Consider the following 20,665-nt stretch of genomic DNA (forward strand, 5'->3'; position numbering starts at 1 on the left):
GCCACGGACCCCGACGCCTCCTCACGCAGAAGGACAACTCCATGACGGCCACGCCCGCCCTCGGAACCCCCCAGCTCGCCTCCCCCGACCTCCTGCGCTCCGCCTTCCGGCGGCACGCGGCCGGAGTCGCCGTGATCACCGCGCCCGGTGAGAACGGCCCGGTCGGCTTCACCGCCACCTCCCTCACCTCCGTCTCCGCCGAGCCCCCGGTGATCTCCTTCGGCATCAGCACCGGTGCCTCCAGTTGGCCGGCGATATCCCGGGCCGACCACGTCGGCGTGCATGTGCTCGGTGAGCACCAGCGGGAACTGGCCACCACCTTCGCCAGGAGCGGTGCTGACCGGTTCGGCGCGCCCACCGCGTGGACCGAGGGTCCCGAGGGCGTTCCGGTCCTCGACGACGTGCTCGCCTGGCTGGTGTGCCGGATCGTCGCGCGCGTGCCCGCCGGTGACCACCGCGTCGTACTGGCGGAGGTCGTCCTCGGCGACCCGACGGGCGCGGGTCGTCCGCTTCTGTACCACCAGGGCCGGTTCACGGCTCTGCGGGATTGATCACGCACCCGCTCTCCTGCGGGACCGTCGAGTTCCGGTTACGCTGCGTTGCAAAGGTCACAGTTCAAAGCGCTTGCTTAGCGGGAACCAGCTAGGTGTACTGGCGAGTAATATTTCGTTCGGAGCGCGGGTCGCCCCGACCGGGATCGGCCGCTTGAGGCGCCTATGCTGCCTGCAAGCAGGCAGCCGAAATTTAGACGATGCAGTAGGAGAGCCGGCGTGAGCTTGAGGATCGTTGTCACTGTGAAGTACGTGCCCGACGCCACTGGCGACCGGCACTTCGCCGATGACCTGACCGTCGACCGGGACGACGTGGACGGTCTGCTCTCCGAACTCGACGAGTACGCCGTCGAGCAGGCGCTGCAGATCTCCGAGAACTCCGACGACGACGTGGAGATCACCGTTCTGACGGTGGGCCCCGAGGACGCCAAGGACGCCCTGCGCAAGGCGCTGTCCATGGGCGCGGACAAGGCGATCCACGTCGAGGACGACGACCTGCACGGCACCGACGCCATCGGCACCTCCCTGGTCCTGGCCAAGGCGATCGAGAAGGCCGGCTACGACCTGGTGATCTCCGGCATGGCCTCCACCGAAGGCACCATGGGCGTCCTGCCCGCGCTGGTCGCCGAGCGGCTGGGCGTGCCGCAGGTGACCCTGCTGTCCGAGGTCTCCGTCGAGGACGGCACGGTCAAGGGCCGCCGCGACGGCGACGCCGCCTCGGAGCAGCTGGAGGCGTCCCTGCCGGCCGTCGTCTCCGTCACCGACCAGTCGGGCGAGGCCCGTTACCCGTCCTTCAAGGGCATCATGGCCGCCAAGAAGAAGCCGGTGGAGTCCTGGGACCTCGAGGACCTGGAGATCGACGCCGAGGAGGTCGGCCTCGACGGCGCCCGCACCAAGGTCGAGACCGCGACCGAGCGCCCGGCCCGTACCGCCGGCACGATCGTCAAGGACGAGGGCGAGGGCGGCAAGCAGCTCGCTGAGTTCCTCGCGGGCCAGAAGTTCATCTAAGGCCCGAGCCGGCTGACCGCCCCTCAACTTTCGCAAGCAGGAGAGCAATCCCATGGCTGAAGTCCTCGTCTACGTCGACCACGTGGACGGTGCCGTCCGCAAGCCCACCCTGGAGCTGCTGACGCTCGCCCGTCGCATCGGCGAGCCCGTCGCCGTCGCCCTCGGTGCCGGCGCCGCCAACACCGCCGCCGCCCTCGCCGAGCACGGCGCGGTGAGGGTGCTGACCCACGAGGCGTCCGAGTACGCGGACTACCTGGTCGTACCGAAGGTGGACGCGCTCCAGGCCGCCGTCGAGTCCGTCTCCCCGGCCGCAGTGCTGGTCCCGTCCTCCGCGGAGGGCAAGGAGATCGCCGCCCGTCTGGCGCTGCGCATCGGCTCCGGCATCATCACCGACGCCGTCGACCTCGAGGCCGGCGACGAGGGCCCGGTGGCCACCCAGTCGGTGTTCGCCGCGTCCTTCACCACCAAGTCCCGTGTCATCAAGGGCACCCCGGTCATCACGGTCAAGCCGAACTCGGCCGCCGTCGAGGCCGCCCCGGCCGCCGGCGCGGTCGAGGCGCTGTCCGTGACCTTCGGTGAGCTCGCCACCGGCACCAAGGTCACCGGCCGCACCGCCCGTGAGACGACGGGCCGCCCGGAGCTGACCGAGGCCGCGATCGTGGTCTCCGGTGGCCGTGGTGTCAACGGTGCCGAGAACTTCTCGATCATCGAGTCCCTCGCCGACTCCCTCGGCGCGGCCGTCGGCGCCTCGCGCGCCGCCGTGGACGCCGGCTGGTACCCGCACACCAACCAGGTCGGCCAGACCGGCAAGAGCGTCTCCCCGCAGCTGTACATCGCCTCCGGCATCTCCGGCGCGATCCAGCACCGCGCCGGTATGCAGACGTCCAAGACGATCGTCGCGATCAACAAGGACGCCGAGGCCCCGATCTTCGACCTCGTCGACTACGGCGTCGTCGGCGACCTGTTCGACGTCGTCCCCCAGCTCACCGAGGAGATCAACACCCGCAAGGGCTGATCATCGGACTGCCGGGCTCGTACGAGGCCCCCGTGACCGCGACCGCCGGTCACGGGGGCCTCGGCCGTCTCACCCCAGGCTCAACGAGGCCCGCACCGGGAGGTGGTCGCTCGGGAACTGGCCGTCGCGGGAGAAGGTGTCGACCCGGGCGCGGTGCGTGGTCACCCCGGCGGTCGCCAGGATCCAGTCGATGCGCTGACCGCCCGGCGTCAGCGGCCGGTACGCGTGGAACGTCCCGTACGCCGGGCCGCGCTCCGCGGCCGCGTCCCACGTGTCGACGAGACCGGCGCCCAGCAGTGTGTCGTAGACCGGGTCGCCATGCGCGGGGACGTTGAAGTCGCCGGTCACCACGACGGGCAGGGAGGGGTCGAGGCCGGCGAGCCGCTCGACGATCAAGGCGGCGCTGCGCCCGCGGGCGTACGCGCTCGCGTTGTCGAGGTGCGTGTTGAGGACGTAGAACTGCTCTCCGCCGGCGTGCAGATCGCGGAAGCGGACCCAGGTGACCATGCGGGAATGCGCCGCGCCCCAGGTGTTGGAGCCGATGACCTCCGGGGTGTCCGAGAGCCAGAAGTGGTCGTACTCGACCGGAGCGAGGCGCCGGGTGTCGAAGAAGATCGCCATGGACTCGTCGTGGCTGCCCCGGATACGGCCGGTGCCGATCCAGTCGTGGTGCGGTCCGAGGTCGGAGGCGATGTCCCGCAGCTGCTGGTAAACCCCCTCCTGGGTGCCGATGACGTGCGGGGCCGCCCGGCGCAGCAGCGTCCGCATCACCGGGCGGCGGGCCGTCCAGCTGTGCGGTTCGGCGGTGCTCGCGAAACGGAGGTTGAAGGTCATGACCTCCAGAGGGGCGTCCTCGTGCCGATGGGCGGCGGCCCGTACCGAACCGACCAGGGGTAACGCGATCGCGGCCGCCGCCACGGTTCTCAGCCCCGCCCGTCGTGTCACCCGGTCGCCGTCCCTCATGCGTCCCCCCATGTGCTCCCCCTCCTCCTTCGCGAGTCAGGATGAGGGGTGGGAGCCACTGGGCGAAAGAGGGCCTCGGGGCAGGAGTGGCGGAGTGGCCCTGCCACGGACGAGGTGTTGACCGGCCGGAAGCTGCAACGATAACTTCGCTCTACGGATTGTTGATTCCGTAAAGCGGAAAATTCGAGCTTGAATGCTGGAGGGTGAGGGATGGGCCAGGGCCGTCAGGAGAAGGTGGCGACGAGCCTCGCGGGCGCCGTCAGCGAGGAGATCAGCGCCTCCCTCGCGCCGGTCGACACCGAACTGGAGCGCTGTTACCCGGGAGACCCCGGGAGCCGCCAGCCCGTGCACACCGTCTACGTCCCCGGTGACGTCTTCGCCGCCGACACGATCCGCTCCTGGGGCGACCAGGCCCTCGCCGCCCTCGACGAACACGCCCCGGGCGCCCCCTCCTTCGCCGCCGTGCTGAACCTCGCCGACGACCTCGCCGAGCCGGTGTACTCCCGCGTCCGCGCCAAGCTGGAACGTGAGCCGATCGAGGACCTGCGCGTCGACTTCGAGGACGGCTACGGACCCCGCCCCGACGCCGAGGAGGACGAGACGGCCGCCCGGGCGGCCCGGCTGATCGCCGAGGCCTACGAGAACGGCACGGCGGCCCCCTGCATGGGCATCCGGATGAAGTGCATGGAGGCTCCCGTCCGCGACCGGGGCATCCGCACCCTCGACGTCTTCCTCACCGGCCTGATCGAGGCCGGCGGCCTGCCCGACGGGCTGGTCCTCACGCTGCCCAAGGTGACGTACCCCGAGCAGGTCACCGCCATGGTCCGTCTGCTGGAGGCCTTCGAGAAGGCGCGCGGGCTCGAACCCGGCCGGATCGGCTTCGAGATCCAGATCGAGACCAGCCAGTCCATCCTCGCCACGGACGGCACCGCCACCGTCGCCCGCATGATCCAGGCCGCCGAGGGCCGCGCCACGGGCCTGCACTACGGCACCTTCGACTACAGCGCCTGCCTCGGCGTCTCCGCCGCCTACCAGGCCAGCGACCACCCGGCAGCCGACCATGCCAAGGCGATCATGCAGGTCGCGGCGGCGGGCACCGGCGTAAGGGTGTCGGACGGCTCGACGAACGTCCTCCCGGTCGGCCCGACCGAGCAGGTCCACGACGCCTGGCGACTCCACTACGGTCTCACCCGCCGCGCCCTCGCCCGCGCCTACTACCAGGGCTGGGACATGCACCCCTGCCACCTCCCGACCCGCTACGCGGCCGTCTTCGCCTTCTACCGCGAAGGCTTCGCCCAGGCGGCCGCCCGCCTCGCCCGGTACGCCAACCGCTCCGCCGGCGCCATCATGGACGAACCCGCCACCGCCAAGGCCCTCAGCGGCTACCTCCTGCGCGGTCTGGACTGCGGCGCGCTCGACCTCGACGAGGTGACCGGGGCGACGGGACTCACCAGGGCCGACCTGGAGGGGTTCGCCGCGCCCCGGCGGGGGGAACTGACGGTGTCGGGCAGGTAGCGCGCGGGTCGCGATCGCGCGTGGCCGGAGCGCGGGGCGGTACGGCCACGGCGCCCGGGTTTCGACATCGTCACCTGCGCAGCCGGCACGCCCGGTCGTGTCATCCTCCGCGGCTCGGCCGCCGACAGACGGAGAACCGCCGGTGCACTCGCGCTCGGCGCCGCCCACGTAGCGGGCGTGTCACAGGCCCCAGGGGGCGGCTGTCGGAGGCCCGGCCGCCCCTTAGGCTGGTCGCCACGCAAGGACGGGGCGAGGGGAACGGGGCAGCGGTGTCTTCGGGGGAACACGGGCAGACGGCCGGGGCCGGGCGGCTGCTGGCAGGGCGTTACCGGGTCGCGGCCCAACTGGGGCGCGGCGGCATGGGGGTCGTATGGAGAGCCGTCGACGAAGTGCTCGGCCGCGAGGTCGCCGTCAAGGAACTGCGGGCCCACACCGCCGCCGACGGTCCTGAACTCGACGGACTGCGGCTGCGTATGCAGCGTGAGGCCCGCGCCGCGGCCCGGGTGCGCCACCCGGGTGTCGTCGCCGTGCACGACATCGCGGAGGTCGACGGCCGCCCCCTGATCGTCATGGAACTCGTCGACGGGCCCTCCCTCGACGACGCCCTGCGCGACCGCGGCCCCCTCGACCCGCGCGAGGTGGCCGGCATCGGTGCGAAGGTCATGGACGCGCTGTCGGCCGCCCACGCCGCCGGCGTACTCCACCGTGACGTCAAGCCCGGCAACATCCTGCTCGACCGCTCCGGCCGCGTCGTCCTGACCGACTTCGGCATCGCGACGATGGAGGACCCGGACGACGGCTGGGCCACCCGGCTCACCCGCAGCGGCGAACTCGTCGGTTCCCTGGAGTACCTGGCCCCTGAACGCGCGCAGGGAGCCGACCCCGGCCCGGCCTCTGACATCTGGTCCCTGGGCGCCACCCTCTTCGCGGCCGTCGAGGGCTCCTCACCCTTCCGCCGTACGTCGACGTACTCGACCCTCACCGCGATCGTCACCGAGCCCGTTCCTGAGCCCCGCCGGGCCGGTCCCCTCGCCCCGGTCCTGCACCGACTGCTGGACAAGCGCGCCGAGAGCCGCCCGGAGGCGGCGGAGGCGCGTGCGCTGCTGGAGGCGGTGGCGTCGATGGCCGTACCCGACACGCCGACCGCCGCCCTGCGCGGTGCGGCCGCGCCCCCGCGACGGCGGGAGACGGAACTCGACGTGCCGGCCGGGGCGGCCGCGCAGGGGGCGGCCGGCTCTGCTCCGCCCGCCTCGCCCGCGGCCCCTCCCACCGGCGCGATGGCGGCCCCCGTTTCGCCGCGGCGCAGGATACGAGCCTCGCTCCCCGCTGTCGCCGTGGCCGTCGTCCTGCTCGCGGGCGGCACCACCGTCGCACTGCTCAACGAACACAACGCCCGCGAGGCCCGCGACGCCGCCGCTTCCCCCAAGGCCTTCGCCTCCCCGTCCCCGAAAGCGTCCTCGGCCTCCCCCTCCGCCCGTACCGACGCCGACCCCACCGAGCAGGGCGCCGAGGAGACACCCGGCGGAGGCGGCGCCTGGGACCCCAGACACACGGGTGCGGCGACGCCCACGGGCCGACCGCCCACCACCTCCGCGCCGACCCCCTCCTGCACCTCCATCGGCGGGGGCAAGTACAACTGCCAGGTCTCACGCACCGCCAAGTCGTACACGTTCTCCGGCACCGAGGTGGGCGTCCTGCGCGCCGGCCGCAACTACTTCTACTGCCAGCGCAACCTGGGACGCCGTGAGACGTACGGCGCCTGGACCAACGTCTGGTGGGCGAAGACGGACGACGACAGCGGCAACACCGACGTCTACGTCAGCGACGTCTACATCAAGGGCGGCGACAACGACTCACCGGTGCCGGGACTGCCGGTCTGCTGACGGTCCCTGACTCAGCCGCCCACCTCCGTCCAGTCCTCGACGATCCTGTCGCCGATGTTGCACCATGCGACGCTCTCCGCGCTCGCCCATACCCAGGGGCCGTAGTGCACGTACCGGTAGCCGCCCAGGGTCTCGCACCTGATCACTTCGCGGTATCGGCCCGAGTCGCACCAGGTCTTGTTCCCGTGGTGGCCCTCGCTGCCGATCACTCGTTGGCCCCAACACGACCGCTGCGCGGTGTCGCTGTCCGCCACCGCGTTCGGCGCGAGCGTCATCGCTCCCCCGAGGACGAGCGCCGTTGCGGCCACTGCCTTTGCGAAACGACCTTTGATCATGCAAATCTCCCGGTGTTGAAAGTAGTCCAAGTCTTCAGGCTGTGCCTCGTTCGTTGATGACCGTAGGCGTGATCCACGGCTCAAGAGCACCAATGAGCGCGCCGCTACTCCCCAATTCGTGCACCGTGCCCGCTGGCGCAGTAAACTGCCCGTGCAAACAGGGGGGTTGGAGGGCGCAGCGGTATGACCGACCGCAAGGGTTTCCGACTGAAAGGAACCGAGCCGTTCGAGGCGGTTGCCTCGGCCCTGTTCGCCCCGTTGCGCGTGACCGATCCCTGCCCGCAGGGGTTCGAAGCCGTGGTCGACCACACCGTCATCGGACCCGTGGTCGTCGCTCGGATCCAGGCCACCGCCGCGACGGTGACGCGGGACGACCGCAGCATCACCTCCAGCGACGTGGAGTGGATGCATGTCAATCTGCACCACCACGGCCCGCTCACGGCGATCCAGGACGACCGGACCACGACGGTGAAACCAGGTGAACTGTTCGCCTGTGACAACACCCGGCCCTACCGGCTGATCGGTGCCGACTCCAGTGACATGACCGTGCTCTGCCTTCCCCGGGCAAGTCTCGGCAGGCACGCGGACTCCATGAGCCGGCGCACAGCGCTCCCCCTGTCCACGCAGAGCGGGATCGGCAGGCTCGTCGGCCACGCGCTGTCCGCGGTCAACGAGGACCTCCCCCGTCAGGCGGTGTCACGCACGTATCTGGCCGACGCGCTCACCGCGCTCCTCCTCGCCGCTTTCGCCGACACCACCCCCGAACGGGCTTCCGTCGCGAGCCACCTCGCAGACCGTATCCGCGCCTACGTGCTGGCCCACCTCGGCGACCCTCACCTCAGTGCGGAACGGGTCGCGCACCAGCACCACATCTCGCTCCGGTACCTCCATGCGCTCTTCAGAGGGAGCGACCTGACCTTCGCCGCCTGGGTCCGACATGAACGCCTGCTGAGGATCCGCCGTGACCTTCTCGATCCCGCCTCGGCGGACATCTCCACAGCCGCGGTCGCGGCACGTTGGGGCGTACACGACACCAAGCACCTCGGCAGGGCCCTGAAACGCGAGTTCGGCGAAACCGTCAGCGACCTCCGCCGCGGACGAACCGACCGAGTCGGACGCAAGGGCTCTGTCTAGGCCCCCGAAGCCGGCCCCGGTTCCAGGTACCGCTCCAGCCCCGACGCCGTCACCAGCTTCTCCTCGGCGAACAACCGCGTACCGCGCTCGCACAGCCGCATGTCCGCACGGGCACGGGCGCAGAACTCCTCCGGTGTGACCCCGAACAGCTCCCGCAGCCGGGCCGATCCCAGCAGCAGTTCGGTGATCAGGGCGCGCTGCCCCGGGTGCGAGCGCGGCTCCGGGGTGCCGTTGTGCAGAACTCCGCGCCGGTTGACGTACACGTACGCCCCGGGGAGTGTCTCGCCGTTCTCCAACCTGAACATGATGGCTGGGGAGGGCAGCCACGCCCGGCGGAAGTTGCCGGACGGCAGCGGTACGCCCTCGCTGGCGTCCACGATGGCGAGTTGCTCGGCGTCGAGCCAGGTGAGGAACAACTCCCTTACGGTCCCCGGGGCTTCGACGGGGGACGCGGAGACGTACCCCAGGCGGCTGACGTGTGCGGAGACGCCGATACGGATACCGGTGACGCGCACCTTCACCATCGGGATGGGGGAGGCGATCCCGTACTCGTCCATCTTGTGGCGCAGTTGACCGGGGCAGGCGTTGGAGCCGACGGCGAGGACCGGCGTGCGGTCGGGGTGGACGAGCCGGTCCAGCGGAAGCAGCCGGTCGCCGTCGAGGAGCCCCGACTCGCGCGGCCAGGCACCCGGGTAGCTCAGCGGTCGGTCGCGCGGGGCCTGAGCCAGGCCCAGCGCGGTCAGGGAGCGGTCGTCCATGAGCCGCTCAGTCCGCCGGCGGCAGCTCGCCCGAGCCGCGCGTGATCAGCCGGGTCGGCAGCTGGATGCGCTCCGGGGCGACGAGGGTGCCGTCCAGCTGGCGGAAGAGGCGGTCGGCGGCGGTGCTGCCGATGGCCGCCGCGTCCTGGGCGACCACCGTGATGCCCGGCCGGAGCAGGTCTGCGAGCTCGATGTCGTCGAAGCCGACGAGGGCGACCGGGCGGTTCCGCTCGGCGAGGACGCGGATCACGGTGACGGTCACCCGGTTGTTGCCCGCGAAGATCGCGGTGACGGGGTCGGGCCCGGACAGCATCTCCTCGGCCGCCCGGCGCACCCGCTCCGGGTCGGTGACTCCCAGGGACGTCCAGGCGTCCGCCACGGGTATCCCGGCGTCCTCCATGGCCGCCCGGTAGCCACGCAGACGCTCGGCGGCGGTGTGGATGCGGGGCATGTCGCCGATGAAGCCGATCCGCCGGTGGCCGTGTGCGATCAGATGGGCGACACCGCCGAGGGCACCGCCGTAGTTGTCCGACAGGACGCAGTCGGCGTCGATCCGCCCGGCCGGACGGTCGACGAAGACCGTGGCGACGCCCGCCCTGATCTCCGGCTCCAGATAGCGGTGGTCGTCTCCCGCCGGGATGATCACGAGACCGTCCACCCGCCGGGCGCACAATGCCAGCGCCAGCTCCTGCTCCCGGTCCGGGTCCTCCGCGCTGGAGCCGTTGATGAGCAGCGCGCCGTGGGCGCGGGCCACCTCCTCGACCGCGCGGCTGAGGGGGCCGTAGAACGGGTCGGCGAGGTCCTCCAGGACCAGGCCGATGCTCGCCGTGCGGCCCTTGCGCAGCACGCGCGCGCTGTCGTTGCGGCGGAAGCCGAGGGCCTCGATGGCGTCCTGGACGCGCCGTTCCGTCTCCGGGGTCACGCCCGGCTCGCCGTTGACGACCCGGGAGACCGTCTTCAGCCCGACGCCCGCGCGGGCGGCGACGTCCTTCATCGTGGGACGGTTGCCGTAGCGGGTCCCGGAGAGGTTGTCGGCTCGGCGGATGGTCTCGGGCACGATGCGATGTCCTGTCCTGTGGTCCACGGGAGGCGTGCGTCCCCGTCGTCCCCGGACATGCGTCCGTCCAGGTCGGCCAGGGGGATGCGTCCGGCCATGGTTTGTATGAGGATGTGGCGTCGAGCATAGAGCCTGGACAACGTTGTCAGATGCGGGAGACACTGTCCATCGCAATCCGTCCGGACCGCGTCCCCCACCGTCGGACCGGCCTGTCCTTTTCCACGGTTTACGGGGAGATCCGACACTGATGCAGACCGACCTCGTGGCAGCCCTCGACATCGGCGGTACGAAAATCGCCGGTGCGCTGGTCGACGGCCACGGCAGGATCCTGGTGCGGGCGCAGCGCGCGACGCCGGCACGGGAGGACGGCGACACCGTCATGCGGGCCGTCGAGGAGGTGCTCGGCGAGCTCACCGCCTCGCCACTGTGGGGGCGGGCACACGCCGTGGGGATCGGCAGCGCGGGCCCGGTCGACGCCTCCGAGGGCACGGTGAGTCCCGTCAACGTGCCCGGCTGGCGTGACTTCCCGCTCGTCGGGCGGGTCAGGGCCGCCACCGGAGGACTGCCGGTCGAGCTGATCGGCGACGGGGTCGCGATCACCGCCGCCGAGCACTGGCAGGGCGCCGCCCGGGGCCATGACAACGCGCTGTGCATGGTGGTCTCCACCGGGGTCGGCGGCGGTCTGGTCCTGAACGGCCGTCTGCACCCCGGTCCCACCGGTAACGCGGGCCACATCGGCCACATCAGCGTCGATCTCGACGGGGACCCGTGCCCGTGCGGCGCGCGCGGCTGCGTGGAGCGCATCGCGAGCGGGCCAAACATCGCCCGCCGTGCCCTGGAGAACGGCTGGCGGCCCGGCCCCGACGGCGACACCTCCGCCGCCGCGGTGGCGGCCGCCGCCCGAGTGGGTGACCCGGTCGCCGTGGCGTCCTTCGAGCGCGCCGCGCAGGCACTGGCGGCGGGTATAGCGGCCACCGCGACGCTCGTCGAGATCGACGTGGCGGTCATCGGCGGGGGAGTGGGCAAGGCGGGCGACATCCTCTTCGCACCCCTGCGCAAGGCGCTGAGCGACTACGCGACCCTCTCCTTCGTACAGCGCCTGACGGTGACGCCGGCTCTGATGGGGACGGACGCGGGGCTGGTCGGAGCGGCCGCCGCGGCGCTCGCCCTGCCGACGGGGGCGGAGCCGGCGGGAGTCTGACGACCACACCCGCGGAGACGTTTCTTGCGGGCGGCGGCCGACCGCGGTCGCCGCCCGCGTGTCTGTGAGCCGGGGTGTCCTGGAGCCGGGGTGCCCTGCACGAACCGCCGCCTTGGTCCCCGCACGCGCGCCACCACGACCGGGCCGCCGTCCAGAAGAGCCGCGTGATCCCGGCCGGCCACCGACACCGGCGCCGCCCTCACTCACCCTCTCTGGTGCCGGGCTGTCGTGGGCCTGGTGTGCCGGTGGATCCGGTCGGGGCTGTGGCTCCTGGGTGGTTTTCCGGGAGGGCCGCGGTGTCGTTCGCGGGCCGGTCTGCTCGGTGCCGGTTTCATCTCCACTTGCCACCTCTGGCGCCGGGCCGCCGCAGGTCTCGTCTGCCGGGTGCGCCGTGGGTCCCAGCCGGGGCGTGACTCACGGGCGGTTTAGCAGTTGGACCGGGTATGAAGAAGCGCAGCATGCTCGCCATCGCCTCCCTCGCCACCGGCTTCGTCGTCGCGGCCATCACCCCCTCCCACGGTCTGGCCGCGGACGATCACAAGGGGCTCGACGTCCGCGACACCCTCAGCAGCGTCGACCCCACGATCGCGCAGAACAACAGCCTGGACATTCAGGAAGGCGACCTCGGCCACGGGGACTGACGGCAGCGCGGGCCCCGCCCGAGGCGCCGGACCCCGACAAGGGGACCCGGCGCTTCCGTTTGCGTGGCCTCTACGGCGGCTGGTTTCCGTGGCAGGGTGGAGCGGGCAAGCCACAGGGGGCCCAACAGAAGAGGGGGAACCGTGACCGTCGTCTGGATCAACGGCGCTTTCGGTGCGGGGAAGACCACCACCGCACGGGAACTGATCGAACTGATCCCGAACAGCACGCTCTTCGACCCCGAGGTCATCGGCGGAGCGCTCCCGTACCTGCTCCCGCCCAAACGCCTCGCCGAGGTCGGCGACTACCAGGACCTGCCCATCTGGCGGCGGCTCGTGATCGACACGGCCGCCGCGATGCTCGCCGAGCTCGGCGGCACCCTCGTGGTGCCCATGACCCTGCTGCGCCAGGACTACCGCGACGAGATCTTCGGCGGCCTCGCCGCCCGCCGGATCCCGGTACGGCACATTCTCCTCACTCCGGCCGAAACGATCCTGCGCGAACGAATACGGGGCCGTGAGGTCCCCCCGGACCTCCCCGACGGCGACATGCGGATACGGCAGTGGTCGTACGACCACATCGAGCCGTACAAGGCCGCCCTCGCCTCCTGGCTCACCGCGGACGCTCACCCCGTCGACACCGGCGCCCTCACTCCGTACGAGGCCGCCGCCCGCATCGCCGAGGCCGTCGGCACGGGGGCCGTCGCGGAGTGCGAGATCGTGCAGACGCCCGAGCCGACCGCCGAGACCCTGGCCGCCGGTGTCCTCCTCTTCGACGAGCAGGACCGCGTACTGCTCGTCGACCCGACCTACAAGGCCGGCTGGGAGTTCCCCGGCGGGGTCGTCGAACCCGGCGAGGCACCCGCGCAGGCCGGCATCCGTGAGGTCGCCGAGGAGACCGGGATCCACCTGGACGACGTACCGCGGCTGCTCGTCGTGGACTGGGAGCGGCCCGCACCGCCCGGTTACGGAGGACTGCGCCTGCTCTTCGACGGCGGACGGCTGAACGCCGAGCGAGCCGCCGGGCTGCTGCTCCCGGGGCCGGAACTGCGGGGCTGGAGGTTCGTCACCGAGGAGGAGGCGGCCGGTCTGCTGCCGCCGGTCCGCTACGAAAGGCTGCGCTGGGCGCTGCGGGCGAGGGAGCGCGGCGCGGCGTTCTATCTGGAAGCCGGGATCCCCGTAGGTTGACGCACCGTGAAAAAACCCGGCCGGTTCCGTTCCGTTATCGGTGATGAATTCTTTGGCATTTCTGTGCGAGGTGGACCGGCTTTACCTGGCGCGGAGAACGCCGAGAGAAAAGCGAGGGCGGACCGTCATCGTTCCGAAACCTCGCCACGCACGCGCCGGAGCAGGGCCATTACTAAGTAATGGCCAAGGGGACGTCGTCCTCCATCCACGCTCCGGCTAATCACACACCCCGCTCTCGTCAACACTTTTCCACGAGCGCAAACAATCCCTTTTCTGCTCCTGGCTCGGCTTGACCGGACTCGCGGCGCATTGCGAAAGTCCGCATTGTCTCGTGGGGCCGGCTACGGCCGCCACCCATTTCTTTCAGCCAGGGGTAGATCCGGGATGTCCGTACGATGACCACGCAACTCCAGCCGGTCGAGCTCGGCAGCGTGATCGCGCCGACCGTCGCCGGCCGCTCACCGGCCCGGATGGCCTGGAAGCGCATCACCCGGGACAAGGTCACCATGGTCGCGCTGGTGGTGACCGTCCTGTTCCTCGTGGTGGCGCTGGTGGCCCCGGCGCTCACCGCGCTCACCGGCTGGGGGCCGATCACCCCGGACGGCCGGGCGATCGACCCGGACACCGGCAACTTCCCGCGCGGAGCGTTGGGCGGTATCAGCCTCACCCACCTGCTGGGCGTAGAGCCGGGCACCGGCTACGACCTGTTCGCGCGGATCGTGTACGGGCTGCGCACCTCGCTGTTCGTGGGCTTCGCGTCGGCCGTGCTGTCCACCGTGGCCGGTGTCGTGGCGGGCCTCGCGGCCGGCTACTTCGGCGGCTGGGTCGACTCCGTCCTCTCGCGGATCATGGACGTGATGCTGGCCTTCCCCCAGCTGCTGTTCATCATCGCGCTCACTCCGGTGATCCAGAACGCCCTCCAGACCAACAGCCACGGCGGCACCGACGAGAACCTGCGCCTCGGGGTCCTCGTCGTCAACATCGCGATCTTCGCCTGGGCCTACACCGCCCGCCTGGTACGCGGCCAGGTGCTGTCGCTGCGGGAGCGGGAGTTCGTCGACGCCGCCCGGCTGATGAGCGCCGGCCGGCGCCACATCCTCTTCCGTCAGCTGCTGCCCAACCTGTGGGCTCCGATCCTCATCTCCTTCGCCCTCGCCGTCCCGCAGAACATCACCACCGAGGCGGCCCTGTCGTACCTGGGCGTGGGTGTCATCCCGCCCAACCCGGACTGGGGATCCCTGCTCTCGGACGCCTCCCAGTTCTTCCTCCAGGACCCGGCGTACCTCTTCGTCCCCGGTGTCCTGCTGCTCGTCCTGGTCCTGGCGCTCAACCTCCTCGGAGACGGCGTACGGGACGCCCTCGACCCCCGTGCCCATCGCGGCTGACGGACGGTCCCTCGCTCTTCCGGCCCCGACGGCGCCACGAACGACCGCCGAAGCCGGGCCTGTTGATCAAGAACGGAGTGTTCACCTCATGAAGCGCAGAACGCGCACGGTCGCTCTCACGGCCACCACCGTGGCGATCGCCCTCGGGGCCACCGCATGCGGCGGAGGATCCTCCAGCGATGCCGGCGGCAGCTCCCCCACCAAGGGCGGCACGCTGACCATCCTGAACAACGCCGACTACGACCACCTCGACCCGCAGCGCGTGTACACCACGCAGGGTTCGAGCATGGACGAGGAGTTCGTGCGCACCCTCACCGGCTGGGACGAATCGGGAACCGCCCCGAAGCTGGTCGGAGACCTGGCCACCGACACCGGCACGCCCTCCAAGGGCGACACCGTGTGGACCTTCCACCTGCGCCACGGCGTCAAGTGGCAGGACGGCACCGAGGTCTCGGCGCAGGACGTCAAGTACGGAGTGGAGCGGACCTTCTCCCCGGACATCAACGGCGGTCCCCCGTACGCGAGTCAGTGGCTCGTCGGCGGCGCCGACTACAAGGGGCCGTACCAGGGCAAGGAACTCGCCTCTATCCAGACCCCGGACAAGTACACGATCACGTTCCAGCTGAACCAGCCGGTGGCCGACTTCAACGAGACCACCGCCATGCCCGGCTGGTCGGCGGTGCCCAAGGCCCATGACACCGGGGCGACGTACGACACGCACGTCTGGTCCGACGGACCGTACATGATCAAGTCGTACACCAAGAACAAGGAGCTCGTGCTCGTCAAGAACACGAACTGGAGCCAGTCCAACGACCCGATCCGCCAGCAGAACGTCAACGAGATCGACGTGAAGTTCGGCCAGGAGCAGGCCGCCATCGACCAGCAGATCAAGTCCGACGCCGGGGTCGCCCAGACCGCGATCATGCAGGACCCGATCGCAGGCTCCGACCTGACGACCATCGCCAACGACCCGTCGCTGAAGTCGCGTTACTACAAGATCCCCGCGCCCGGCATCAACTACCTGGCGATCAACAACACCCGGGTCAAGGACATCAAGGTCCGCCAGGCGATCGAGGACGCCATCGACAAGAGCACCGTGCGCGGCGCGTTCGGCGGCTCGGCCTACGGCAACTACGCCACCACCATGCTGAGCCCCGGCATCGGCGGCTACCAGAAGTTCAACCTCTACAGCGCCAGCCCGGCCGGTGACCTCACCAAGGCCAAGGCGCTGATGAAGGCGGCCGGCAACCCGAAGCCCACCATGTCGCTCGCGGTGGAGAACAGCACCACCCAGACGCACTTCGCGGACGCGGTGAAGACCTCGCTCGGCAAGATCGGCGTCACGGTGAACATCACCCCGATCGACCCGGCGAACTACTTCAGCACCATCGACAACGTGAAGAACCAGTACGACCTGGTGTGGGGCGACTGGATCGCGGACTGGCCCAACGCCTCCACGGTGCTGCCCGTGCTGTTCGACGGACGGCAGATCAAGAAGCTGCCGCAGTCCAACCAGGACCTGTCGTACCTCAACGACCCGGCCGTGAACGCGCAGATCGACAAGGCCGCCAAGATGACGGACATCAAGCAGCGCAACACCGCCTACGGCGCACTGGACGAGCAGATCATGAAGGACGCCGCAGTGGTCCCGCTGATGTACATGAACTTCAGCGAGCTCTCGGGCTCCAAGGTCGGCGGTGTCATCTCCGACCCGATCCTCGCCGAGCCGAGCCTGGTGCACGTCTACGTCAAGCACTGACGCACCCTGTCCGACACCCCCGCCGGCGTGTTACGCCGCCGGCGGGGGCACCCCAGCACCCCACCTCACGTCAGGTCCCAGGACGCCATGCTCCGTTACCTCATCCGACGCCTGCTGGCGGCGGCCGTGATCCTGCTGGTGATCACCGTGATCACCTTCTTCATCTTCTACGCGCTGCCGTCCGACCCCGCCCTGCTGGCCTGCGGGAAGACCTGCTCGCCCTCGCGCCTCACGGAGATCAAGCACTCACTGGGCCTCGACCAGAGCTTCATGACGCAGTTCTGGGAGTTCTTCAAGGGCCTGTTCGTCGGCCGTGACTTCGGCGACCAGAGCGTGGCCATCCACTGCTCCGCGCCCTGCCTCGGAGTGTCCTTCCAGACCGACACCCCCGTCCTCACCACCCTCCTCGACGACTTCCCGGCCGACCTGTCCCTCGGTCTCGGTGCCGCGGTGTTCTTCCTGGTCCTGGGCGTCGGCCTCGGCACCGTGGCCGCCGTACGCAGGGGGAAGGCCGCCGACAAGGCCGCGGTCGGCCTCGCGCTGGTCGGTGTCTCCGTGCAGATCTACTTCGTCGGACTGCTGCTGCTCTTCCTGTTCGTCGACAAGTGGCAGCTGCTGCCCGCCGCCGGCTACACCCCCTTCACCGACGACCCGGCCGGCTGGCTCCAGGGCCTGATCCTGCCCTGGGCGACCCTGGTCTTCGTCTACCTCGCGCTGTACACCCGGCTCACCCGCTCCTCCATGCTGGAGGTCTTCGCCGAGGACTACATGCGCACCGCCCGCGCCAAGGGGCTGCCGGTCGGACGGATCGTCCTCAAACACGGGCTGCGCGCCGCGATCACCCCGATCATCACCATCTTCGGCATGGACGTCGGCTCGCTCATCGGCGGCTCCGCCGTCATCACCGAGTCCGTCTTCGGCATCAACGGCATCGGCAAGCTCGCCGTGGACTCGGTGCAGAACTCCGACCTTCCGGTCATCCTCGGCACCACCCTCTTCGCCGCCACGTTCGTCGTCCTCGCCAACGTCGTCGTCGACCTGGTCTACGGCCTCGTCGACCCCCGCGTACGCCTCGCGTGAAGGAAAGTCCAGTGACCCTGTCCACCCCCGAGCAGCCCGCGGACCTGCTGCCCGCCGCCGCCTCCTTCCTCGACGTACGGGACCTGCGGGTGCACTTCCCGACCGAGGACGGCCTCGTGAAGTCCGTCGACGGGGTCTCCTTCACCCTGGAGAAGGGCCGCACCCTCGGCATCGTCGGCGAGTCCGGCTCCGGCAAGTCGGTGACCTCGCTGGCCCTCCTCGGTCTGCACAAGGGCTCGCGCGCCCAGGTGTCCGGCGAGATCTGGCTGGAGGGCCAGGACCTCGTCGCCCTGCCCGAGCACGAGATGCGAGAGCTGCGCGGCACAACCGTCTCCATGATCTTCCAGGACCCGCTGTCCGCGCTGCACCCCTTCTTCACCGTCGGTTCCCAGATCGCCGAGGCGTACCGGGTGCACCACAAGGTCTCCCGGAAGGAGGCCATGGAGCGGGCCGTGGAGATGCTGAAACGGGTCGGCATCCCGCAGCCCGAGCGCCGGGCGAAGGATTACCCGCACCAGTTCTCCGGCGGTATGCGCCAGCGCGCGATGATCGCGATGTCGCTGGTCTGCGACCCTGCGCTGCTGGTCGCCGACGAGCCGACGACCGCCCTCGACGTCACCGTCCAGGCGCAGATCCTCGACCTCATCCGCGATCTCCAGGAGGAGTTCGGCTCCGCGGTGATCATCATCACCCACGACCTCGGTGTGGTCGCCGACGTCGCCGACGACATCCTGGTGATGTACGGCGGCCGCCGCATCGAGTACGGCACCGTCCGTGACGTCCTCAAGCAGCCCGAACACCCCTACACCTGGGGCCTGTTGCAGTCGATGCCGGACATCGCCGACGACGTCGGCCGCCGGCTCGACCCGATCCCGGGCTCCCCGCCGAGCCTGATCAACCTCCCGTCGGGCTGCGCCTTCCACCCGCGCTGCGCCCACAAGGGCCGGGTGCCGGAGGGGATCTGCACCATCGAGCGGCCCGAACTGCGGCCGGTCGCCGGCACCGACGCGCACATCGCCGCCTGCCACCTCACCGCACGGGCCAAGCAGGAGATCCGGGGCGCAGGCCCGAACGACCACAGGAGCACGCCGTGAGCACCACCCAGCCCATCCGCGAACCGCAGGCGGCCCCCGCCCCGGGCGGGAAGCTCCTGGAGGTCACGGGCCTGACGAAGCACTTCCCCATCAAGACCGGCGTCGTCTTCCAGCGGCAGATCGGGGCCGTGCGCGCCGTCGACGGCATCGATTTCTCGGTGGGAGCGGGGGAGTCGCTCGGTCTGGTCGGCGAGTCCGGGTGCGGCAAGTCGACCACGGGCCGGCTGATCACGCGGCTGCTGGAACCCACGGCCGGCTCCATCGTGTTCGACGGCGAGGACATCACCCACAAGCCGGCGGTGAAGCTGCGCCAGGCGCGCAAGAACGTCCAGATGATCTTCCAGGACCCGTACTCCTCGCTGAACCCCCGGCACACCGTCGGCACGATCATCGAGACGCCGATGCGGCTCAACGGCATCGAACCGCCGCAGGGCCTCAAGAAGCGCGCGCAGGAACTCCTGGAGACGGTCGGCCTCAATCCGGAGCACTACAACCGCTACCCGAGCGAGTTCTCCGGCGGCCAGCGTCAGCGCATCGGCATCGCCCGCGCCCTCGCGCTGCGCCCCAAGCTCATCGTGGCCGACGAACCGGTCTCCGCGCTGGACGTCTCCATCCAGGCCCAGGTCGTCAACCTGCTGCAGGACCTGCAACGCGAGTTCGGCATCGCGTTCGTCTTCATCGCCCACGACCTCGCCGTCGTCCGGCACTTCTCGGAGCGGGTCGCGGTGATGTACCTCGGCAGGATCGTCGAGATCGCCGACCGGGAGACCCTGTACGCCCGGCCCCGGCACCCCTACACCCGCGCGCTGCTGTCCGCCGTCCCCGAGGCCGACCCGGACGCCGTCGAACGGCGTGAGCGCATCCGCCTGACCGGCGACGTCCCCTCGCCGATCGATCCGCCCTCCGGCTGCCGGTTCCGCACCCGCTGCCCCAAGTTCGCGCAGGTCCTCTCCGAGGACGAGCGCACCGCCTGCATGGACCAGGAGCCCGAGCTGACCGACCGGGCCGGCGGCAACCCGGTCGCCTGCCACTATCCGGAAACCGTGGAGCTGTCGTAGAACGCCCGCAGTTCGTCGTGAGGGAAGGGCGTCTGCCTGCTCTCCTTCTCGAACCGTCGCGAAAAGTCGTTCATCATGGCGGCGACCGGTGCGTGACGGGCGATGACGTCGGCGGCCGCCGCTGGGATCCCCTCGGGCCGCGCGCCGTCGGCACAGGCGCGGATATAGGCCTCGCGGGCGTCGCGGTCGTAGCCGTGGAGGGCGACTACGAGCCAGGTGACGAAGAAGGACGTCGCGTAGGCGCGGTCGTAGTCGCGGTGGCGGTCCAGGAAGGCGTGCTCCGCAGGGGTGAGGCGGAATCGGGGAGACAGGGCGAGGCCGTAGTCCGCGAAGTAGAGCCGGTGGCCGTCGGTGAGGATGTTCCGGAAGTGGGCGTCGAAGTGCAACAGCCCACGCTCGTGGAGGAAGTCGGTGGCTTCCGCGAGGCCCTGTTCCACCAGCGCGCAGGCGGCGTCGGCGTCGGCCGTGCGGATGCGTGCGTCCAGCCAGTCGTGGAGCGTGTACGGGAGGTACTCCAGGAACAGCGTCAGGCTCGCGCTGGCCGAGCTCAGGCCCTCGATGTGCTCACGCGTCCCCGGGCCACCGCCCCAGTAGGCGACGACCCGATCCACGTCGGCGAGTTCGTCGGGCAGCGGCTGTGGCTTGTCGGGCAGGACCCGCCAGTGGTGTGTCAGCGGGAACCCGTCGAAGTCGCCGGCCAGGACCCAGTGGGTCGTCATCGTGTGCACGGCGAGCTCCCGCCACGCGCCGAAGCCAGGACTGCCGGGGTTGCCGACGCCGTAGTGGCAGAAGGTCGGCGTGCCGAAGAGGTTCGCCGTGGACCGCGCGTTGTCCGGAAGCCGCTCGGGATCCGTCAGCCGTATCCGCTTGACGAAAACCCTTCTGCCGTCCAGCTCCACGTGCAGGGTCTGCCCGCCGATGCCGGTGCCGACGGGCACGCCCGTGGCGAGGAGATCGGCGAGTTCGGTGTCGCTGAGCAGGGCGAGCGAGGTGGCGAGGTCGTGGTGGATGGCGAGGCGCTCGGCACGGATCATGCCCTCATC

19 protein-coding genes are annotated in these 20,665 nt (G+C 70.4%); 14 read left to right on the top strand and 5 right to left on the bottom strand.

Translation table 11 applies throughout. From position 1 onward, the window contains the following. Positions 1 to 41: 41 nt before the first annotated feature. The 3 genes from IG99_RS20535 (at position 42) to IG99_RS20545 (ending at position 2,574) form a co-directional block, all read left to right on the top strand. Entirely contained in the window at positions 42 to 551 is a 510-nt protein-coding gene (locus IG99_RS20535) for a flavin reductase family protein (RefSeq protein ID WP_037676057.1), read from the top strand. Between the two features lie 219 nt (positions 552 to 770). After that, on the top strand, positions 771 to 1,559 hold the full coding sequence (locus tag IG99_RS20540; RefSeq protein WP_037676059.1) for an electron transfer flavoprotein subunit beta/FixA family protein: 789 nt from the start codon (positions 771 to 773) through the stop codon (positions 1,557 to 1,559). Positions 1,560 to 1,611: 52 nt separating this feature from the next. Beyond that, on the top strand, positions 1,612 to 2,574 hold the full coding sequence (locus tag IG99_RS20545) for an electron transfer flavoprotein subunit alpha/FixB family protein (protein ID WP_037676061.1): 963 nt from the start codon (positions 1,612 to 1,614) through the stop codon (positions 2,572 to 2,574). A 69-nt stretch (positions 2,575 to 2,643) separates the two neighbouring features. Here the strand turns inward: IG99_RS20545 and IG99_RS20550 are convergent, their stop codons facing one another. Then, positions 2,644 to 3,549: an endonuclease/exonuclease/phosphatase family protein gene (locus tag IG99_RS20550; RefSeq protein WP_234311904.1), complete on the bottom strand. Its 906-nt coding sequence runs from the start codon at positions 3,547 to 3,549 to the stop codon at positions 2,644 to 2,646. Between the two features lie 198 nt (positions 3,550 to 3,747). Between IG99_RS20550 and IG99_RS20555 the strand changes: the two genes are divergently transcribed. Then, on the top strand, positions 3,748 to 5,052 hold the full coding sequence (locus tag IG99_RS20555; RefSeq protein WP_037676065.1) for a DUF6986 family protein: 1,305 nt from the start codon (positions 3,748 to 3,750) through the stop codon (positions 5,050 to 5,052). 269 nt (positions 5,053 to 5,321) lie between these two features. Continuing rightward, a complete protein-coding gene (locus IG99_RS20560) occupies positions 5,322 to 6,935 on the top strand; it encodes a serine/threonine-protein kinase (RefSeq protein WP_037676068.1) in 1,614 nt (537 codons plus the stop codon). Between the two features lie 11 nt (positions 6,936 to 6,946). On the opposite strand, the gene IG99_RS20565 is transcribed toward IG99_RS20560, so the two are convergent. Further along, positions 6,947 to 7,270: a hypothetical protein gene (locus IG99_RS20565; protein ID WP_158973212.1), complete on the bottom strand. Its 324-nt coding sequence runs from the start codon at positions 7,268 to 7,270 to the stop codon at positions 6,947 to 6,949. 183 nt (positions 7,271 to 7,453) lie between these two features. Here IG99_RS20565 and IG99_RS20570 point away from each other — a divergent pair, with 183 nt between their 5' ends. Further along, positions 7,454 to 8,404: an AraC-like ligand-binding domain-containing protein gene (locus IG99_RS20570; protein WP_037676074.1), complete on the top strand. Its 951-nt coding sequence runs from the start codon at positions 7,454 to 7,456 to the stop codon at positions 8,402 to 8,404. On the opposite strand, the gene IG99_RS20575 is transcribed toward IG99_RS20570, so the two are convergent. Further along, a complete protein-coding gene (locus IG99_RS20575) occupies positions 8,401 to 9,162 on the bottom strand; it encodes a hypothetical protein (RefSeq protein WP_037676075.1) in 762 nt (253 codons plus the stop codon). The two genes, IG99_RS20570 and IG99_RS20575, sit on opposite strands and share 4 nt — an antisense overlap. A gap of 7 nt (positions 9,163 to 9,169) precedes the next feature. After that, on the bottom strand, positions 9,170 to 10,219 hold the full coding sequence (locus IG99_RS20580) for a LacI family DNA-binding transcriptional regulator (RefSeq protein ID WP_037676076.1): 1,050 nt from the start codon (positions 10,217 to 10,219) through the stop codon (positions 9,170 to 9,172). A 247-nt stretch (positions 10,220 to 10,466) separates the two neighbouring features. Between IG99_RS20580 and IG99_RS20585 the strand changes: the two genes are divergently transcribed. The 8 genes from IG99_RS20585 (at position 10,467) to IG99_RS20620 (ending at position 19,622) form a co-directional block, all read left to right on the top strand. Then, the gene (locus IG99_RS20585) at positions 10,467 to 11,420 is read left to right on the top strand and encodes an ROK family protein (protein ID WP_037676078.1); all 954 of its coding nucleotides are present in this window, start codon (positions 10,467 to 10,469) and stop codon (positions 11,418 to 11,420) included. Positions 11,421 to 11,863: 443 nt separating this feature from the next. Continuing rightward, a complete protein-coding gene (locus tag IG99_RS20590) occupies positions 11,864 to 12,061 on the top strand; it encodes a hypothetical protein (RefSeq protein WP_037676081.1) in 198 nt (65 codons plus the stop codon). Between the two features lie 141 nt (positions 12,062 to 12,202). Then, positions 12,203 to 13,246 carry an NUDIX hydrolase gene (locus IG99_RS20595; protein WP_037676083.1) on the top strand — a complete coding sequence of 348 codons (1,044 nt, stop codon included), beginning with the start codon at positions 12,203 to 12,205 and terminating at the stop codon, positions 13,244 to 13,246. Positions 13,247 to 13,641: 395 nt separating this feature from the next. Further along, on the top strand, positions 13,642 to 14,631 hold the full coding sequence (locus IG99_RS20600) for an ABC transporter permease (RefSeq protein ID WP_037676085.1): 990 nt from the start codon (positions 13,642 to 13,644) through the stop codon (positions 14,629 to 14,631). An 88-nt stretch (positions 14,632 to 14,719) separates the two neighbouring features. Then, positions 14,720 to 16,390 (top strand): ABC transporter substrate-binding protein, encoded by a 1,671-nt coding sequence (locus IG99_RS20605; RefSeq protein ID WP_037676087.1) that lies wholly within the window; start codon positions 14,720 to 14,722, stop codon positions 16,388 to 16,390. A gap of 87 nt (positions 16,391 to 16,477) precedes the next feature. Next, positions 16,478 to 17,470: an ABC transporter permease gene (locus IG99_RS20610; protein ID WP_037676088.1), complete on the top strand. Its 993-nt coding sequence runs from the start codon at positions 16,478 to 16,480 to the stop codon at positions 17,468 to 17,470. Between the two features lie 11 nt (positions 17,471 to 17,481). Further along, complete coding sequence (locus IG99_RS20615; RefSeq protein ID WP_037676089.1) at positions 17,482 to 18,564, top strand: ABC transporter ATP-binding protein; 1,083 nt, start codon at positions 17,482 to 17,484, stop codon at positions 18,562 to 18,564. Next, positions 18,561 to 19,622: an ABC transporter ATP-binding protein gene (locus IG99_RS20620; protein ID WP_078947807.1), complete on the top strand. Its 1,062-nt coding sequence runs from the start codon at positions 18,561 to 18,563 to the stop codon at positions 19,620 to 19,622. Before IG99_RS20615 ends, IG99_RS20620 begins: the two co-directional genes overlap by 4 nt. On the opposite strand, the gene IG99_RS20625 is transcribed toward IG99_RS20620, so the two are convergent. Continuing rightward, positions 19,595 to 20,656, bottom strand: coding sequence for a protein kinase family protein (locus IG99_RS20625; protein ID WP_037676091.1), 1,062 nt, complete (start codon positions 20,654 to 20,656; stop codon positions 19,595 to 19,597). The two genes, IG99_RS20620 and IG99_RS20625, sit on opposite strands and share 28 nt — an antisense overlap. Between the last annotated feature and the right edge of the window lie 9 nt (positions 20,657 to 20,665).

Origin of the sequence: Streptomyces griseus subsp. griseus (genome assembly GCF_000720255.1) — a bacterium.
Taxonomy (GTDB): Bacteria; Actinomycetota; Actinomycetes; order Streptomycetales; family Streptomycetaceae; genus Streptomyces; species Streptomyces griseus_I.

Coding starts and splice junctions, on each gene's coding strand:
- IG99_RS20535 (WP_037676057.1), top strand. CDS start 42: ATGACGGCCACGCCCGCCCTCGGAACCCCCCAGCTCGCCTCCCCCGAC.
- IG99_RS20545 (WP_037676061.1), top strand. CDS start 1,612: ATGGCTGAAGTCCTCGTCTACGTCGACCACGTGGACGGTGCCGTCCGC.
- IG99_RS20550 (WP_234311904.1), bottom strand. CDS start 3,549: ATGGGGGGACGCATGAGGGACGGCGACCGGGTGACACGACGGGCGGGG.
- IG99_RS20555 (WP_037676065.1), top strand. CDS start 3,748: ATGGGCCAGGGCCGTCAGGAGAAGGTGGCGACGAGCCTCGCGGGCGCC.
- IG99_RS20565 (WP_158973212.1), bottom strand. CDS start 7,270: ATGATCAAAGGTCGTTTCGCAAAGGCAGTGGCCGCAACGGCGCTCGTC.
- IG99_RS20570 (WP_037676074.1), top strand. CDS start 7,454: ATGACCGACCGCAAGGGTTTCCGACTGAAAGGAACCGAGCCGTTCGAG.
- IG99_RS20575 (WP_037676075.1), bottom strand. CDS start 9,162: ATGGACGACCGCTCCCTGACCGCGCTGGGCCTGGCTCAGGCCCCGCGC.
- IG99_RS20585 (WP_037676078.1), top strand. CDS start 10,467: ATGCAGACCGACCTCGTGGCAGCCCTCGACATCGGCGGTACGAAAATC.
- IG99_RS20590 (WP_037676081.1), top strand. CDS start 11,864: ATGAAGAAGCGCAGCATGCTCGCCATCGCCTCCCTCGCCACCGGCTTC.
- IG99_RS20600 (WP_037676085.1), top strand. CDS start 13,642: ATGACCACGCAACTCCAGCCGGTCGAGCTCGGCAGCGTGATCGCGCCG.
- IG99_RS20605 (WP_037676087.1), top strand. CDS start 14,720: ATGAAGCGCAGAACGCGCACGGTCGCTCTCACGGCCACCACCGTGGCG.
- IG99_RS20610 (WP_037676088.1), top strand. CDS start 16,478: ATGCTCCGTTACCTCATCCGACGCCTGCTGGCGGCGGCCGTGATCCTG.
- IG99_RS20625 (WP_037676091.1), bottom strand. CDS start 20,656: ATGATCCGTGCCGAGCGCCTCGCCATCCACCACGACCTCGCCACCTCG.